Source organism: Kocuria sp. 2SI (assembly GCF_005502825.1).
Taxonomy (GTDB): Bacteria; Actinomycetota; Actinomycetes; order Actinomycetales; family Micrococcaceae; genus Kocuria; species Kocuria palustris.
The window spans coordinates 24,056-39,693 of the sequence record NZ_SCNB01000019.1 but is presented as its reverse complement, the minus strand read 5'-3'; the positions used below and the strand labels follow the sequence as shown (position 1 = coordinate 39,693).

The 15,638-nt window shown below is 72.9% G+C and carries 15 protein-coding genes; 8 read left to right on the top strand and 7 right to left on the bottom strand.

Annotated features, from left to right (window positions below; genetic code table 11):
- Position 1: 1 nt before the first annotated feature.
- Positions 2–727, bottom strand: coding sequence for a M50 family metallopeptidase (locus FFS25_RS10520; protein WP_058871530.1), 726 nt, complete (start codon positions 725–727; stop codon positions 2–4).
- Positions 724–1,551 carry a GNAT family N-acetyltransferase gene (locus FFS25_RS13825; protein WP_249933865.1) on the bottom strand — a complete coding sequence of 276 codons (828 nt, stop codon included), beginning with the start codon at positions 1,549–1,551 and terminating at the stop codon, positions 724–726. Before FFS25_RS13825 ends, FFS25_RS10520 begins: the two co-directional genes overlap by 4 nt.
- 88 nt (positions 1,552–1,639) lie before the next feature.
- Here FFS25_RS13825 and FFS25_RS10510 point away from each other — a divergent pair, with 88 nt between their 5' ends.
- The 6 genes from FFS25_RS10510 (at position 1,640) to ald (ending at position 8,184) form a co-directional block, all read left to right on the top strand.
- A complete protein-coding gene (locus tag FFS25_RS10510) occupies positions 1,640–2,041 on the top strand; it encodes a hypothetical protein (protein WP_137802875.1) in 402 nt (133 codons plus the stop codon).
- Complete coding sequence (locus FFS25_RS10505; protein ID WP_137802874.1) at positions 2,038–3,621, top strand: ATP-binding protein; 1,584 nt, start codon at positions 2,038–2,040, stop codon at positions 3,619–3,621. Before FFS25_RS10510 ends, FFS25_RS10505 begins: the two co-directional genes overlap by 4 nt.
- Complete coding sequence (locus FFS25_RS10500; RefSeq protein ID WP_053446729.1) at positions 3,618–5,132, top strand: SLC13 family permease; 1,515 nt, start codon at positions 3,618–3,620, stop codon at positions 5,130–5,132. The genes FFS25_RS10505 and FFS25_RS10500 overlap by 4 nt, the downstream gene beginning before the upstream one ends.
- Positions 5,133–5,161: 29 nt before the next feature.
- Positions 5,162–6,397 (top strand): glycerate kinase, encoded by a 1,236-nt coding sequence (locus tag FFS25_RS10495; protein WP_137802873.1) that lies wholly within the window; start codon positions 5,162–5,164, stop codon positions 6,395–6,397.
- 115 nt (positions 6,398–6,512) lie between these two features.
- A complete protein-coding gene (locus FFS25_RS10490) occupies positions 6,513–6,995 on the top strand; it encodes an SRPBCC family protein (RefSeq protein ID WP_024289344.1) in 483 nt (160 codons plus the stop codon).
- 97 nt (positions 6,996–7,092) lie between these two features.
- Positions 7,093–8,184 carry an alanine dehydrogenase gene (gene ald / locus FFS25_RS10485; RefSeq protein ID WP_137802872.1) on the top strand — a complete coding sequence of 364 codons (1,092 nt, stop codon included), beginning with the start codon at positions 7,093–7,095 and terminating at the stop codon, positions 8,182–8,184.
- On the opposite strand, the gene pdxT is transcribed toward ald, so the two are convergent.
- Both pdxT and pdxS read right to left on the bottom strand, forming a co-directional pair.
- Positions 8,150–8,896: a pyridoxal 5'-phosphate synthase glutaminase subunit PdxT gene (pdxT, locus tag FFS25_RS10480; protein WP_137802871.1), complete on the bottom strand. Its 747-nt coding sequence runs from the start codon at positions 8,894–8,896 to the stop codon at positions 8,150–8,152. The genes ald and pdxT overlap by 35 nt on opposite strands.
- A complete protein-coding gene (pdxS, locus tag FFS25_RS10475) occupies positions 8,893–9,801 on the bottom strand; it encodes a pyridoxal 5'-phosphate synthase lyase subunit PdxS (RefSeq protein WP_024289347.1) in 909 nt (302 codons plus the stop codon). The genes pdxT and pdxS overlap by 4 nt, the downstream gene beginning before the upstream one ends.
- Before the next feature lie 85 nt (positions 9,802–9,886).
- Here pdxS and pdxR point away from each other — a divergent pair, with 85 nt between their 5' ends.
- Both pdxR and FFS25_RS10465 read left to right on the top strand, forming a co-directional pair.
- Positions 9,887–11,554, top strand: coding sequence for a MocR-like pyridoxine biosynthesis transcription factor PdxR (pdxR, locus tag FFS25_RS10470; protein WP_171004172.1), 1,668 nt, complete (start codon positions 9,887–9,889; stop codon positions 11,552–11,554).
- Between the two features lie 155 nt (positions 11,555–11,709).
- Positions 11,710–12,456 carry a CPBP family intramembrane glutamic endopeptidase gene (locus tag FFS25_RS10465; RefSeq protein ID WP_137802869.1) on the top strand — a complete coding sequence of 249 codons (747 nt, stop codon included), beginning with the start codon at positions 11,710–11,712 and terminating at the stop codon, positions 12,454–12,456.
- 94 nt (positions 12,457–12,550) lie between these two features.
- On the opposite strand, the gene FFS25_RS10460 is transcribed toward FFS25_RS10465, so the two are convergent.
- The 3 genes from FFS25_RS10460 to FFS25_RS10450 form a co-directional block, all read right to left on the bottom strand.
- Entirely contained in the window at positions 12,551–13,300 is a 750-nt protein-coding gene (locus FFS25_RS10460) for a GolD/DthD family dehydrogenase (RefSeq protein WP_058871538.1), read from the bottom strand.
- The gene (locus FFS25_RS10455; RefSeq protein ID WP_006215621.1) at positions 13,297–13,785 is read right to left on the bottom strand and encodes a ribose-5-phosphate isomerase; all 489 of its coding nucleotides are present in this window, start codon (positions 13,783–13,785) and stop codon (positions 13,297–13,299) included. The genes FFS25_RS10460 and FFS25_RS10455 overlap by 4 nt, the downstream gene beginning before the upstream one ends.
- A gap of 107 nt (positions 13,786–13,892) precedes the next feature.
- Entirely contained in the window at positions 13,893–15,614 is a 1,722-nt protein-coding gene (locus FFS25_RS10450; RefSeq protein ID WP_137802868.1) for a dihydroxyacetone kinase family protein, read from the bottom strand.
- Positions 15,615–15,638 lie beyond the last annotated feature (24 nt).

The window sequence follows — 15,638 nt, the reverse complement described above, 5'->3', positions numbered from 1 at the left end:
CTCAGCTCAGCAGCTGCGGGGCCCAGGCCAGCGCGATCCCCGCTGCGCTGAGCAGGATCACCGCCAGGAAGGCCAGCAGCCACAGCATGGCCGGGACGCCGGTGGCCCGGGCCAGTGCCACGGCATCCGAGGGCAGCCCCAGCGGGTGCTCGTGCTGCACCCGTCGGCTCAGGGCGCCCTGGACGTGGCGCCGGGCCAGCAGCCACCACACCCGCAGCGCGCCGACCCACAGCGCGGTGCCGACCGCGAGCATCAGCCAGCGCCCGATCGCGAGGTCCGCCCACACCAGCGCCAGCAGCAGCGCCGCCGATCCGGTCGTGACCACCCAGGACAGCGCACCGCGCATCACCACCAGGGAGCCCAGCAGCACCAGCGCGCTCACGACGGCGGCCACAGGCCAGTGCCCCAGCCCCACCGCGGCGGCCCACACGGCCCCGACGACGGCGGGGAAGGGATAGCCCCAGAAGGTCGACCATGCCGCGCTGGGCCCGGTGCCGAAGGAGTGCGTGACGCCCGAGTGATCGGCCTCGATGCGGATCGTCATGACCCTCCGGCCCACGACCAGCCCCGCCAGCGCGTGGCCGAGCTCATGCACGACCGTGACGACCAGCCCGAACCACCGCCAGGTCCGTCGCGGAAGGCACAGCCCTGCGGCGAGGAGCCCGCACAGCACGAGCACCCAGGCATCTGCCGGGGGCACGGGACGGGCCGCGAGCAGCTCGGTCATCGGCTCAGGGTCATGGGCACGTGCGGGATGCCCACCTCCAGGACCTCATTTCCGCTGCGGACGAATCCGAGCCGCTCGTACCACTGCTCCAGGTGCGACTGGCCCAGCAGCACGACGGGGCGATTCAGCGGCGCCAGGTCCTGGAGCACCAGGCGCATCAGCCGCCCGGCCAGGCCCTTCCCGCGGTGCTCGTGAGCGGTGGCCACCCGGCCGATCGCGATGGCCTCCTCGTGGGCCAGGACGCGCAGGACTGCGGCGGGGCGGCCGTCGATCTCCAGCCAGTGGTGGACGGTGGTCTGCAGGGCATCGAGCTCGTCGATCTCCGTGACCTCGGTGGTCTTCTGCTCCACCACGAAGACGCGCTCGCGCAGCAGCGTGATCGCGTGCATCTGCAGTCCGGTCATCTCCGCCAGCGGCAGGGCCACATGCCGCTCGGCGCTCGGCTGGTCGGCGCTCGGCTGCTCCACGGCGGCCGGCTCCGGATCCTGCCGCTCCGGGGCGGGCTGCCCGGCGGGCTCGGTGCGCCGCCAGCCGCCGGAGTCGGCCTCGATGCGCGCGGGCAGCTCCGGCGTGCAGCCGTGGCGGCGCAGCAGCTCGCGCAGCCGCGCCGGTGCGGCCTCGAGCACCACCGACTCCCCGCGGCGGGCGTCGACCAGCTCGTCCACCAGGGCGTCCTCGGCGGCAGCCCGGCGCAGCGGGTCTTCGCCCTGCGGAAGGCAGACGATCTCCGCCCCCGGCCCGACGGGCCCCAGGACCCTTCCCTCCAGCACGGCGCGCGGATCCTCTCCGAGCAGGAGCACAGCGGGGCACTGCAGATCGGTCATCGGTCTCGTCTTCCTGGGGTCGAGTGCTGAGCGTCCGCGGCCCGGATGCTCATCTGCATTTCATCTGTTCGGAGTTCACTTCACTGTCATGTTGAGACGTGTGCTGCTCCTGGTCCTGATCATGGCCGTTCCCGTGCTGACCGCGCTGGGGACGCAGCAGCTGGCGCGGACCACGATGCCGCCCACTCTGCCCTCCGATCCTGTGAGCACCCGGGTCACGGCGCCGTCGTCGCCCGATCCCGAAGCCTCCGCACCCGCCCCGACGACCGAGCCGGAGGCGACAGAGGACCCGGCACCCGCCGACGACCGGGAGCAGCAGCAGGCGCCGACGTCCGGGCCGGCCGCCCCCGTCGATGAAGAAGAGCATGACGACGAGGACGATCCAGACCTCGAGCCGGAGGACGACGACGGGCCGGACGAGGTCGATCTGGACACCGATTCGGACGGCGAGCAGGACGACGTCCCCGAGGCCGGGACGGTGACGCGATGAGCGCGGACGCTCAGGAGCGCGGATCCCGGGTCTCGGCGCGCTGGCGCATCGTGGGCTGGATCGTGCTGACCACCGCCATCGCCCTGCTGGCCGTCGTGGTGACCATGCGCTCGCTGCTGCAGGGGCAGGTGGATCAGGCCGCCGATGCCGGGATCGTGCAGGAGGTCGAGGAGTTCCGCACGTTCGTCGACGAGGGCGTGGATCCTCGCACCGCGCAGCCCTTCGCCTCGGAGGCCGAGCTCATGGAGCGCTACCTCTCCCGGCAGACCCCGGCCACGCACGAGGCCTTCATCGCGGTGGCCGACGGCGACGTCTCCTACCTGGACAATGCCGCCGACGACGCCGGCGAGCTGCTGGCCGCGGATACCGCCGAGCTCGACAGCCTCCTCGCGGACCCGTCGGCCTCGGGAGTTCGGGACACCGAGCACGGCAGCGTGCGGTGGGGGCGGGTGGACACCGAGGACGGATCGGCCTTCCTGGTCCTGCAGTTCACGGACCCGGCCCACGACGACGTGGATCAGCAGGTCCTGCTGCTCGTGGGCGTGGCCGCCGGCGGGCTGGCGCTCACGGCCCTGATCGCGTGGTTCGCCGCCGGACAGATCCTTCTGCCGGTGCGCCGGATCGCAGCTGTGGCCCAGCGGGTCTCGGGCCACGACCTCTCCCCGCGCGTGCCCGTCGAGGGCCGCGACGACATCTCCAGCACGGCCCAGGCGGTCAACGGCATGCTCGATCGGCTCGAGGACTCCTTCGATCGCCAGTCGCACGTGGCCGCCGAGGTCGAGCGCCATCTCGCCCGCCCCCTGGAGGCCTGTCGTCGGGACCTGGAGACCGGCTCGCAGGGCTCCGACGGGCTGTCGAGCGCCGAGCTGAGCCGCCTCCGGCGCCGCATGCAGGAGATGCAGCGCAGCCTGGCGGATCTGAGCCTGCTCGCCGATGCGCAGCGGCCCGGAGCCCTGCGCATGCGGCCCACGGCCGCGGCCCCGCTGGTGGTGCGCCTGCGCCATGACCTGGCCCAGCGCTTCCCCCGACGCAGCTGGGAGCTCGACGACGCGCCCGATCTCGCCGCACCGATGGATGCCGCTGCCGTGTCGGCTGCCATGAGCCAGCTGGCGCGCAACGCCGTCGATCACACGGAGGACGGCGAGCGCATCCAGCTCAGCGCTGCCCTCGCCGAGCCGCAGCCGCAGTCGCAGTCGCAGGACGACGAGAACGTCGAGGTCTCGGCGGCGGCACAGGGGCGGGTCCTGCGCCTGTCGGTGACCAACGCGGGTCGGCCGCTGAGCGCCGAGCAGGCCCGGGCCATGATCGAGCAGTACCGCTCGGCCGCGCTGTCCGAGGCCTCCGGCGGCTCGAGCAGCACCGAGGAATCCGCCGACGTGGGCGGCATGGGCCTGGGGCTGGCCGTCGCACGCGCGGTGGCCGATGCCCACGGCGGCAGCCTGTGGGTGGCCTCCGAGCCCGACGGGCGCACCTCGGTCGGACTCGATCTTCCCCTCGTCCAGCCCGATCGGCAGGAGCTCGACGAGACGGACTCCGCCGCGCAGGACCGCGTGGCCGAGGCCATGCGGGTGGAGCGATGAGCGCGCAGACGGGCTCCGTGCGCTGGGCCTCGACCCCTCCGCAGAGCGGCCGCCCCGCGCCGGCGCGCTCGCGCCCCAGGCCGCGCCCGGCCGCGCTGATCCTGGCGGTCGTGATGCTCGTCGCGTGCACGGTGGTGATCCGGGCCTCGGTCCTGGGCGATGAGCTGCCGGCCCACGGCGCCCTGACCCTGTGCGTGTTCTGCGTGGCCGTGTGGCTGTGGATCTTCTCCCCGCTCGAGGACACCTACGTGGCGCTGGGCGCTGCGCTGATCCTGGTCTCCACCGGCGTGGTCGGGGACGAGGACCTCTTCTCCTCGCTCGGCGAGGACACGGTGTGGCTGCTGCTGACCGCTTTCGTGATCGCCGCCGGGGTGACCGCCTCGGGACTGGCCACCCGCGTGGCGGCATTCGTGGTGACCGGCGCTTCCGGGCTGCGCCCGCTGTTCCACCTCACCACGGCGGTGCTGGTCGTCACGGCCTTCGCGATCCCGTCGACCTCCGGACGGGCGGCCCTGGCCCTGCCCGTCTTCGCGGCCATGGCGGCGGTGCTGGCGCCGCACCGGCGGGTGGTGCTGGCGCTGTCCCTGCTGTTCCCGTCGGTCATCCTGCTCTCGGCGGTGGCCTCCTACCTGGGCGCCGGCGCGCATCTGATCACCGCCCAGATCCTGGACGCGGCCGGGCATCGCAGCTTCGGAGTGGCCACGTGGCTGATCCTGGGCCTTCCGCTGGCCGTGGTGTCCTCGCACGTGTGCACCGAGCTGATCCTGCGGCTGTTCACCCGGCGGGAGGACCGGCGCGAGCCCGTCTCGATCAGCCTGAAGGACATGCAGGCGCATTCGGCCTCGCCCATCTCCGGACCTCTGACCACCGCGCAGACCCGCTCGGCCATGCTCGTGGCCGTCGTGGTGGTGCTGTGGTGCTCGGAGCCGCTGCACGGGCTGCACCCGGCGATCGTCGGCCTGCTGGGCGCGCTGCTGGCCGCGAGCCCCCGATGGGGGTCGGTGGACCTGGGCAAGGCGCTGAAGTCCGTGCCGTGGTCGCTGCTCGTGTTCATGGCCGCCACGCTGACGCTGGGCACCGGGCTGGTCGACTCGGGAGCCGCCGACTGGCTGGCCGCCGGAGCTCTCGGCCCCGTCCAGCGGATCGGCCCCGGAGCCCCCATCGCGTTCGTGGTCCTGGTCGTGGTCCTCTCGACCGCCGCGCACCTGGTCATCCAGTCCCGCTCGGCGCGCTCGGCCGTGCTGATCCCCATCGTGGTCGCCCTGGCCCCGGGCCTGGGGGTGGATGCCTCCGCCGCGGCGTTCGCCTCGACGGCGGCGGCCGGGTTCTGCCACACGCTGACCAGCTCCGCCAAGCCCGTGACCCTGTTCTCCGACGTGGAGGACGTCGAGACCTTCCGCCCCGAGCACCTTCTTCGGCTCTCCGCCTGGCTGGCCCCGATCTCGGCAGTGCTGGTGCTCGTCTTCGCCTTCCTGGTCTGGCCCCTCATGGGCCTGCCGCTGTTCCGCTGACCCGCCCCTTCAACACCGAGGAGTCCGATATGACCGCCGCACCCTCCACCGCCTTCGTCCGCCGAGTCCTGGTGGCGCCCTCCGGCTTCAAGGAGTCGCTGGACGCCGAGCAGGTCGCCCGCGCGATCAGCGCAGGAGTCCGCCGCGCCGTGCCCGGCGTGCGCGTGCGCACCGTGCCCGTGGCCGACGGCGGCGAAGGCACGGCCCGCACACTGGCCTCAGCCACCGGCGGCGAGCTGATCCCCGCGCGGGTGACAGGGCCCGTGGGTCAGCCGGTCGAGGCGCACTGGGCCCGCCTGGGCGGCGACGCGCGCGGGACCGCCGTCGTGGAGATGGCCTCGGCCGCGGGACTGCGCCTGGTCCCGCACGATCGCCGGGATCCCACGCTCACCACCACCCACGGGGTCGGCGAGCTGATCCGCGCGGCCCTGGAGGACGGGTCGCAGACGATCGTCGTCGGCTGCGGCGACTCCGGGACCTCCGACGGCGGCCTGGGGGCGCTCACGGCCCTCGGCGCCCGGGTGCTGGACGCCGACGGGGAGCCGGTCGGCACCGGGGGCGCGGCGCTCACGGAGGCCCGGAGCCTGGACCTCTCCGGTCTGCACCCGTCGCTGAGCGCCGGCCGCGTGCGCGTGGTCCTGGCCCTGAACCCGCACAACGTGCTGACCGGCGACCATGGCGTCGCCCGGGTCTTCGGCCCGCAGAAGGGCGCCACGGCGCAGCAGGTCGAGCAGATGTCGCGCGGGTTCGAGAACTGGGCGGAGATCCTGGGCCGCGACGGCCTCGAGCGGACCCGGGACCGCGACTTCGCCCTGGGCCCCGGCACCGGGGCCTCGGGAGGCCTCGGCTCCGGCATGGCGGCCATCGGCGCCGAGCTGGTGCCGCGCTTCGAGGCGCTGCTGGACTCGGGGCTGGCCGGGATCGACCTGGACAGCTCGATCCGCGGCGCCGACCTGGTCATCACGGCCGAGGGGGCGATCGACTTCCAGACCCCGCGCGGCAAGGTCCCCGCCGAGGTCGCCCGTCGAGCCTCCGAGCAGGGCGTGCCGGTCATCGGCCTGGCAGGGACCTTGGGCCAGGGATCCGACGCCGTGCACGGGATCGGCATCGACGCCGTCGCCTCCATCCTGCCCGTGCCGATGTCCCTGGCGGAGGCGGTGCGCGACGGCGAGGAGCTGCTGATCGAGGCCACCGAGCGGTTCATGCGCACCCTCATGCTCGGCGCCTCGATCGCCGAGGACCGGCTGGTCGGAGACGACTGGTGAGCTGCGCGGGACCGTCGTCGGATCCGCCCGCGGCGGTCGTGCCGCTCGCGGTCCCCGGCGGCAACCGGCTCCCGCTCCATTGAAGACTGTCGGTGGCGAGCGCCACAATGGGACCATGAGCGAATCGACGATCCAGGATCTGCACGCCGAGGACGGCATCGCCCTCCAGGCCGCGATCGATGCCCCCATCGAGACGGTGTGGAGCTTCCTGCGCGACCCCGCCAACCACGCGCGCATCGACGGCTCGCAGATGGTGCGCGCCGCCGTCGGCCAGGAGCCGCTCGAGCACGTGGGGCAGGTCTTCGTGATGGAGATGCTCTGGACGGACGGCACCACGCAGTACCGCACGGAGAACCACGTCACCCGCTACGACCTCGAGCATCGCCTGGAGTGGCTCGTGGCCGACGAGGGCCAGGAGCCGCAGGGCTGGGCATGGGGCTGGATCCTGCGCTCGACCCCCGAGGACACGACCGAGGTGGTCAACTACTGCGACTGGTCCCAGACCTCGGAGCAGACCCGCCAGGCCAAGGGGTTCCCGGTCGTCGAGAAGGAGAAGATCGAGGCCACGCTGCATCGGCTCGCAGACGAGCTGAGCTGAGTCCAGCCGGCCCGGCGCGCCCCGGGGGCGCGGACCGGCGTCCCCGAACGCGCCGTCGACGACGAGGTCGACGGCGTCCTGACCTCAAGGAGCGCACATGATCATCGGAGTCCCCACGGAGACCAAGCCGCAGGAGGGCCGTGTGGCCCTCACCCCGGCCGGCGTCCATCAGCTGGTGGGCCACGGCCACGAGGTCCGCGTCCAGGAGGGCGCCGGGATCGGCTCCAGCATCCCGGACCAGGAGTACACCGACGCCGGCGCCGTCCTCGTGCCCGTCGAGGAGACCTGGGCGGCGGAGCTCGTGCTGAAGGTCAAGGAGCCGATCCCCTCCGAGTACGGCTTCCTGCGCGATGACCTCACGCTGTTCACGTACCTGCATCTGGCCGCCAGCCGCGAGCTGACCCAGGCGCTGCTGGACTCCGGCACCACGTCGCTGGCCTACGAGTCCGTGCAGAGCGACCGCGGCGCGCTGCCGCTGCTCGCGCCCATGTCAGAGGTCGCCGGCCGCATGGCCGCCACCGTCGGCGCGAACGCGCTGCTGGCCTCCCACGGCGGCCGCGGCCTGCTGCTGGCCGGGGTCCCCGGTGTGCGCCCGGCGCAGGCCACCGTCATCGGGGCGGGCCAAGCCGGTCGCAATGCGGTGCACCAGCTGGTCGGCATGGGCGCCGACGTCACCGTGCTGGACACCTCGATCGAGGCTCTGCGCGCCATGGACGACCTCTACGGCAACCGCGTGCGCACGGTCGTCTCGACCCCCTACGAGGTCGAGAACTGCGTGCTCGAGGCCGATCTCGTGGTCGGCGCGGTGCTGATCCCGGGCCGCAAGGCCCCGAACGTCGTCACCCACGAGATGGTCCTGAAGATGAAGAAGGGCGCCGTGCTCGTGGACATCGCCGTGGACCAGGGCGGCTGCTTCGAGGACACGCACGCCACCACCCACGACGACCCCACCTTCCAGGTCGGACCCGCGATCTTCTACTGCGTCGCCAACATGCCCGGCGCCGTGCCGGCCACCTCCACCGCGGCGCTGACCAACGCGACCCTGCCCTACGTCCTGCAAGTGGCGGGCAGCGGGTGGAAGAAGGCCTGCTCCGATTCCCGCGAGCTCGAGCGCAGCCTGTCCACCTCCCACGGCAAGCTGCGCAACGCGGACGTCATCGCCGAGTTCCCGGACCTGCCGTCCGCCTGAGGTCCCCGATACGGCGCAGCAGCTCGCGGTGGAACGTGTCATCGCCGGTGAGCTCGGGGTGGAAGGACAGCCCCAGCGCCGTGTCCGTGCCGACCGCAACGATCGGGCCGTCGCCGTCGGCAGCGGTGCCGCGGCGGGCGAGGACCTGGATGCCCTCGCCGACCTCGAGCACCTCCGGTGCCCGGATGAAGGCCCCCGCCACCGGGCCGAGCGAGGTCTGCAGGGTCTCGGCGGTCGAGTCGACCTGGCGCCCGAACGCATTGCGGCGCACCCGGATCCCCAGCGAGGCCAGGCTGGTCTGCCCCGGCGCCGGATCCACGATCTCGTCGGCCAGCAGGATCAGCCCGGCGCAGGTGCCCAGGACGGGGAGGCCGTCCTGGAGCAGCTGCGCCAGGCGGTCCCTCATGCCGAAGCGGCGCAGCAGACGGTCCATGGTCGAGGACTCCCCGCCGGGCAGCACGATCCCGTCGAGAGGCTGTTCCAGGGCCGCCGAGGAGCGGATCGGCACCGCCTGGGCGCCCAGGCCCTCGAGCATGCGCACGTGCTCGGCGACCCCGCCCTGCAGGGCCAGGACGCCGATGCGCGCGGTGCGGGCGTCGTCGCCGCCGCTGCGGCCCCGGGCAGTGCCTGCCCGGGCACTGTCGCCGCGCGCGTCGTCCCCGGGGCCTCCCCGGCGGCTCGGCGCCGAGGCCGCGGGAGCCTCCGGGCTCACCAGCCGCGCTCGGCCAGGCGGTGCGGAGCGGGCAGGTCGCCGACGTTGAGCCCCACCATGGCCTCGCCCAGGCCGCGGGAGGCCACGGCGATCGCGGCGGGGTCGTCGTACTGGGCCGTGGCCTTGACGATCGCCGCCGCGCGCTCGGCCGGGTTGCCGGACTTGAAGATGCCGGAGCCCACGAACACGCCGTCGGCGCCGAGCTGCATCATCATCGCGGCATCGGCAGGGGTGGCCACGCCGCCGGCGGTGAACAGCACGACCGGCAGCTTCCCGGTCTCGGCGACCTCGCGGACGATGTCGTAGGGGGCCTGCAGCTCCTTGGCGGCCACGAACAGCTCGTCGGGGTTGGAGCGGAAGGTCGCCTGGAGGTCCGCGATCTGCTTGCGGATGGTGCGGATGTGCTTGGTGGCCTCGGAGACGTCGCCGGTGCCTGCCTCGCCCTTGGAGCGGATCATGGCCGCGCCCTCGGCCAGGCGGCGCAGCGCCTCGCCCAGGTTGGTCGCACCGCACACGAACGGGACGGTGAAGCCGTGCTTGTCGATGTGGTGGGCGTAGTCGGCGGGGCTGAGGACCTCGGACTCGTCGATGTAGTCCACGCCGAGCGACTGCAGGACCTGGGCCTCCACGAAGTGGCCGATGCGGGCCTTGGCCATGACCGGGATCGAGACGGTCTCGATGATGCCGTCGATCAGATCCGGGTCGGACATGCGGGCCACGCCGCCCTGGGCGCGGATGTCGGCCGGCACGCGCTCGAGCGCCATGACGGCCACGGCGCCGGCATCCTCGGCGATGCGGGCCTGCTCCGGGGTGACGACGTCCATGATGACGCCGCCCTTGAGCATCTCGGCCAGGCCTCGCTTGACGAGGGGCGATCCTGTGGCGGCAGTGGTGTTCTCAGTCATGCCGAGCATCGTCGCGCGAGGCACTGGTCCGCCACAAGATCCACTTCTGGCTGCTTCCAATGGACCAGTGCGGCAGACTCTGCTCATGACTGCACGTTCCTCCGTCGAGCTGACCGTGGTGCTGGAGCGCTCCGGGGCCCTCCCGCTGCCCGTCCAGCTGGCCGACGGCATCCGCTCGCAGGTCGCCTCTCGAGCCCTCGCTCCCGGCGACGCGCTGCCGTCCACGCGCCTGCTGGCATCCCGGCTCGGGGTCTCGCGCGGCACGGTCGTGTCCGCCTACGACCAGCTGATCGGCGAGGGATACCTGCGGGCCGAGCAGGGCCGGCCCACCACGGTGCATCCCGGGCTCGAGCGGATCCACCCGTCGACGCCGGCCTCCCTGCCCGGGTCGGCTCCCTCGCCATCGCCGGGGTCGCCGTCGTCGTTCGGCCCCGCCCCCAGGACTTCTGGGTTCGGCGAGGGGCCGATTCCCCACCCCGCGCCCGTCGCGGACGATGCGGTGGACGGACTGCCGGTCCGCGAGGAGCACCTCCTGGACCTGCGCCCCGGTCAGCCGGACACCAGCCGCGTGGAGGGCCCGGCATGGCGGGCGGCCTGGCGCCATGCAGCCGGTCAGTCGCTGCCCGTCCGCCCCGATCCTGCGGGGCAGGGCGTCCTGCGCCGCGCCTCGGCCGAGCACCTGCGCCTGATGCGCGCCCTGCCTGCGAGCCCCGACCGGCTCGTGATCACCGCCGGCGCCCGCGAGGGCCTGAGCCTGCTGCTGGGGACGCTGTCGGCCCGCTCCGGCCGCGCCCGTCTGCGGGTGGGGGTCGAGACGCCCGGCTACCCGACCCTGCGCGCGGCTGTGGAGGCGCTGGGGCACGAGCGCGTCGCCTGCCCGGTCGACGACGACGGGCTGCGGGTGGATCTCCTGCCCGCAGGAGACGACGCCCCCGACGTCCTGATCGTGACCCCCAGCCATCAGTACCCCCTGGGCGGATCCCTGAGCCTGCAGCGACGGCTGGAGCTGCTCGAGTGGGCGCAGCGCCATGACGTGCTGATCGTCGAGGACGACTTCGACTCCGAGCTGCGCTACGTGGGCGCCCCGCTGCCCACGCTGTCCGCGCTCGATCCCACCGGCGCATCCGTGGCCCTGCTCGGCACGTTCTCCGCTCTGCTCAGCCCCGCCTTGGCCACCGGCTACCTCGTGCTGCCCGACCCGTGGCTCGATCCGGTGCTGGAGCGGCGCCGCCAGCTCGGCGTGCCGGTCTCCGCGCTGACGCAGGCCGCGATCGCGCACCTTCTCGACTCCGGCTACCTGCGCCGGCACACGCGGCGGATGCGCTCGGTCTACGCCCGGCGCCGCGACCGGATCCGGGCGGCCTTCGCCGAGACGCGCCGAGCCCGACTGGCGCCCATGCACGGCGGTGTGGACGTCGTGATCACGACCGACGACGAGGAGGCCGCCGTCGTGGGCCGCTGCCGCGATGCCGGGCTGCTGGTGGGACGCCGCTCCGCCTACTGGAGCGCTGCTTCGCCTCTGCCGAGCGAGGCCAGCGACGTCGACTGCGCGGACCGCAGCGACTGCGGCATCCATGGCGGCAGCGACGGTGAAGTCGCCGGCGACATCAGGGGCGGTGCAGGTGGCAGGGGCGGCGGCGGCATCGTGGTGGGCTTCGCCCGCACCGACGACGAGGTCCTCACCCGGGTCCTTCCGCAGCTCGTCGCCGCCTGCGAAGGCCGCCCCTCCCCCCACCCGCCGAGTGGATGCTGAATTGCGCTGAGAGGGCCGATAGCGCAACTGGGTATCCACTCGGCGGGAGGAGGACTGTCTTGGCGGGAGGATGAGAGGGGAATCGTCCTCCAGGGTGAGGCGGATCGTGCGCGGGGAGGGCGACCCGGGGACGTCGACATTCCTAGCGTGGAGCCATGCACACCACCACAGCACCGGACGCCTCAGCGGCCCCGCACACTCCTGCCGAACCTCACCCGGGCGCCCGCTTGCACCCGACGCCGCAGATGGCGCATCTGCTCTGGGCCATTGCGGCGTTCGTCGGGAGCCTGGCGGGAGCGGTCATCGGCGGCATCGCCCTCGGCTTCCTGCTGCGCTCGGGGACGGCCACCGCCGTCGGCGTGATGATGGGAGGCGCGCTGGCCGGGTTCGGGCTGCTGCGCCTGGGCCTTCTGGGGCGGATGGGATGGAGCGTGCGCGATCTGGGCTTCCACCGCGGAGGCCACAGCCTGCTGCACCTGCTCTGGTTCACCCCGGTCGGCATCATCGCCGCGCTGATCGCCACGGCCATCGCAGGCTCCGCCCTGGGCGCCTCCCCGGCCCAGAGCACGACGAGTCTGCAGACGCTGGAGGCAGGCCCCCTGCTGGGAGTGCCGATGCTGCTCCTGGCCGCAGTGGTGTTGCCCCTGCTCGAGGAGATCGTGTTCCGCCGGGTCTTGCTGGACTGGATGGCCTCGCACATGCCCGTCGGGCTGGCCGCGGCGCTCGTGGTGGTCGTGTTCGCAGCGGCCCATGCGGTGCCGGCGGTGATGCTCTACATCTTCTTCCTCGGGATACCGCTGGTGCTCGCTCGGCTGTGGTTCGGGAACCTGTGGGCGCCGCTGATCGTGCATGCGACCAACAACGCGCTCGTCAGCCTGGTGGCTCTCACGACCCTCACCTGAGCCCGCACGACTCCGCCGAGTGGATCCCCAGTTGCGTTGAGAGCCTCAACAGCGCAACGGGGAATCCACTCGGCGGGGTGGGGTTGGGGGTGAGTCAGACGGAGGTGTACCCGCCGTCGATGACCAGGTTCTCGCCGGTGACCATGGCCGCGTCGTCGCTGGCCAGGTATCCGATCGCCGCGGCGATCTCCTCCGGCTCCGCGAAGCGCCCGGCGGGGATGGCGGCGCGCATCTCGTCGCCGACCGGCCCGGCCCAGGCCTTCTTGCCCAGCTCCGTGGCCACGACCGTGGGCGAGACCGTGTTCACGGTGACGCCACTGGCAGCCCACTCGGCGGCCAGCACCTTGGTCAGCCCCAGCAGCCCCGCCTTCGAGGCGGCGTAGGCGGCGTGGCGCTCCAGGCCCACGAGCGCACCCTGGGAGGCGATGCTCACCACGCGCCCATGGCCCTTCTCGCACATGACGCGCCCGGCGGCGCGGCTGAGGCGGAACACGGCCGAGAGGTTCAGGGCGATCGTGGTGTCCCACTTCTCGTCCGAGAGCTCCAGGGCCGGATCCAGCAGGGCAACGCCGGCCGAGTTCACCAGGACGTCGAGGCCGCCGGCCGCATCCACGACGTCGGCGATCACCCGGTCGGCCGCGCCGTCCTCGAGCAGATCTGCGACGACCGCGTGATGGCCCTCGCCGAGCCCCGTCATGACATCGATCAGGCGCTCATCGCGGTCGATGCCCACCACGGTCGCCCCGGCGGCGGCGAACCACTGCGCGGAGGCCAATCCGAGCCCGTTGGCGGCGCCGGTGACCGCCACGACCTCGCCGCTGAAGTCGGCGCTCAGGCGGCTCATGCGTCCTCCTGCAGACCGGTCGCTTCCTTCTCGTACTCGCTCAGGGCGGCGACCTTCTCGGCCGAGGCGCTGGACTCATCGAACGTGTAGCCCAGCCACTCCCTGGCCAGGCGACGAGCCAGCTCCAGTCCGATCACGCGCTCGCCCATGCACAGCACCTGCGCGTTGTTGGACAGCACCGAGCGCTCCACCGAGAACGAGTCGTGCGCGGTCACGGCGCGGATGCCCGGAACCTTGTTGGCGGAGATCGCCACGCCCAGTCCGGTGCCGCAGATCAGCAGCGCGCGGTCGGCCTCGCCGGCGGCCACCTTGCGCGCGGCGTCGACGGCCACGTGCGGGTAGGCGGTGTGCTCGTCGTCGCCGACGCCGACGTCGATGACCTCGGCCACACGCGGATCCGCCTCCAGATCCTTCTTCAGCGCGGTCTTGTAGCTGTAGCCGGCGTCATCCCCGCCGACGACGATGCGCAGTCCCTGATCAGCCATGTCCTCCTCCTTCTGCCGGGGCACCCGCCCCGGCGCTTCGTCTGGTTTCAGCTCCAGGCTCGGACGGATCGTGCGCGCGGCACAACCGGTCCGAGCCGGAATCCCTGTCAGTTCGCGGCGGGCGCATCCGTCTGGCCCAGGGTCTCCCCCAGCGAGACCAGGATCAGGCCCATGGAGGTGGCCCCGGCGTCCGGGGTCCCCACCGACTTCTCCGCCAGCGGGCGGGCGCGGCCCACCTTGGGCCGCAGCTCGGCTGTGGCCTCCGCCTGCTCCTGCGCCGTGACGGCCGCCTTGGTCCAGGCCTCCTGCAGGGGAAGCTCCGCGTGCTCCTCGCACAGGGCGTCGACGAACGGCAGCAGCGCATCCAGCAGGGTCTTGTCCCCGCGATGGGCCCCGCCGAGCTGCTGGATGGACTCGGCGAACGAGCGTACGGCCCGGCGGACGTCGTCCTCGGAGTACCCGTCGGCGGCGTCGTCGAACTCGCGGCCCGCGGACTCCAGGGCCGCGCCCCACAGCACGCCAGACGTGCCGCCGGCGTACTCGGCCCAGGCCTGGCCGCCGCGGCGCAGCGTCCAGGAGGCTCCCCCCTCGGCGGCTGCCGCGTCCACGGCCCTGCGCGCCGCGGAGATGCCCTTGACCATGCCGCGGCCGTGATCGCCGTCTCCGGCCACGGCGTCGATCTCGCCCAGGCGCTGCTCGTTGTCCCGCAGCAGCTGCTCGATCCGCACAGTGGCGTCCTGGACGACGCCGGCGGCCCGACGCCCTGCCTCCGAGGACTCCGGGGCCTGCTCCCTCTCCTCGGCGTCGGCGGCCTCCTCCGCGGAGCTCATGCCCTGCAGCGGCGCCGCCTGCTTGCGGTAGGCCGGGGTGTAGGCATCCGAGGTCCACAGGCGCTCGAGCTCCTCGTCCAGCCAGAACAGGGTCAGCGACGCGCCGCCCATGTCCAGGCTCGTGACGAGCTCACCGACCTCGGGATCGACGATCTCCAGCCCGGCTTCACGCAGCCGGGGGGCGATGCGGCTCCACAGCAGGAACAGCTCCTCGTACTTGGTGGTGCCCAGCCCGTTGACGATCACGCCCACGCGCGAGCCCCTGTCCTGCGGGACGTCCTCGAGCAGCGGGGTCACGAGCATCTCCGCCAGACCGTCGGCGGTGGGCAGCTCGACGTCGCGGATGCCGGGCTCGCCGTGGATGCCCAGGCCCAGGCCCAGGTGGCCCTCAGGCACGGAGAACAGCGGCTCATCCGCTCCGGGCATGGTGCACCCGGAGAAGGCCACGCCCAGGCTGCGGGTGCGCGCATTCGCACTGCTGCCGATGCGCTCGACCTCATCGAGATCGAGACCCTCGGCGGCAGCCGCCCCCATGGCGCGGAAGACCGTGAAGTCACCCGCGATGCCGCGGCGCTTGTCGATCTCCTCGGCGGAGGCGATGTCATCGGTCACCACCACGATGCGGGTGTCGATGCCCTCGTCGTTGAGCCGCTTGGCCGCGATCCCGAAGTTCATGTTGTCCCCGGCGTAGTTGCCGAAGGTCAGGATCACGCCGCGGCCGCGGTGGGCGGCCTTGGCCACCGAGTAGACCTGAGCGGCCGAAGGCGAGGTGAAGATGTTGCCGACCACCGCACCGGCCGCGAAGCCGGGGCCGACGAGCCCCGCGAAGGCCGGGTAGTGCCCGGAGCCGCCGCCGACGATCACTGCCACCTCGGGCTCGCCCTGCGGCAGCCGCACGACGCCGCCGGCCACCTTGCGCAGGCGGTCGGAGTACAGGTCCACGAAGCCGTCGAGCTGATCGTCGCAGAACTCGGCCGGGTCGTTGAAGATCGTGGTCATGATCGGTCCTTCTCGATCCGCGGC

What these genes read in the sequence shown, in the direction of transcription:
- FFS25_RS10520 (WP_058871530.1), bottom strand. Translation starts at nt 727, where the DNA reads ATGACCGAGCTGCTCGCGGCCCGTCCCGTGCCCCCGGCAGATGCCTGG.
- FFS25_RS13825 (WP_249933865.1), bottom strand. Translation starts at nt 1,551, where the DNA reads ATGACCGATCTGCAGTGCCCCGCTGTGCTCCTGCTCGGAGAGGATCCG.
- FFS25_RS10510 (WP_137802875.1), top strand. Translation starts at nt 1,640, where the DNA reads ATGTTGAGACGTGTGCTGCTCCTGGTCCTGATCATGGCCGTTCCCGTG.
- FFS25_RS10505 (WP_137802874.1), top strand. Translation starts at nt 2,038, where the DNA reads ATGAGCGCGGACGCTCAGGAGCGCGGATCCCGGGTCTCGGCGCGCTGG.
- FFS25_RS10500 (WP_053446729.1), top strand. Translation starts at nt 3,618, where the DNA reads ATGAGCGCGCAGACGGGCTCCGTGCGCTGGGCCTCGACCCCTCCGCAG.
- FFS25_RS10495 (WP_137802873.1), top strand. Translation starts at nt 5,162, where the DNA reads ATGACCGCCGCACCCTCCACCGCCTTCGTCCGCCGAGTCCTGGTGGCG.
- FFS25_RS10490 (WP_024289344.1), top strand. Translation starts at nt 6,513, where the DNA reads ATGAGCGAATCGACGATCCAGGATCTGCACGCCGAGGACGGCATCGCC.
- ald (WP_137802872.1), top strand. Translation starts at nt 7,093, where the DNA reads ATGATCATCGGAGTCCCCACGGAGACCAAGCCGCAGGAGGGCCGTGTG.
- pdxS (WP_024289347.1), bottom strand. Translation starts at nt 9,801, where the DNA reads ATGACTGAGAACACCACTGCCGCCACAGGATCGCCCCTCGTCAAGCGA.
- pdxR (WP_171004172.1), top strand. Translation starts at nt 9,887, where the DNA reads ATGACTGCACGTTCCTCCGTCGAGCTGACCGTGGTGCTGGAGCGCTCC.
- FFS25_RS10465 (WP_137802869.1), top strand. Translation starts at nt 11,710, where the DNA reads ATGCACACCACCACAGCACCGGACGCCTCAGCGGCCCCGCACACTCCT.
- FFS25_RS10460 (WP_058871538.1), bottom strand. Translation starts at nt 13,300, where the DNA reads ATGAGCCGCCTGAGCGCCGACTTCAGCGGCGAGGTCGTGGCGGTCACC.
- FFS25_RS10455 (WP_006215621.1), bottom strand. Translation starts at nt 13,785, where the DNA reads ATGGCTGATCAGGGACTGCGCATCGTCGTCGGCGGGGATGACGCCGGC.
- FFS25_RS10450 (WP_137802868.1), bottom strand. Translation starts at nt 15,614, where the DNA reads ATGACCACGATCTTCAACGACCCGGCCGAGTTCTGCGACGATCAGCTC.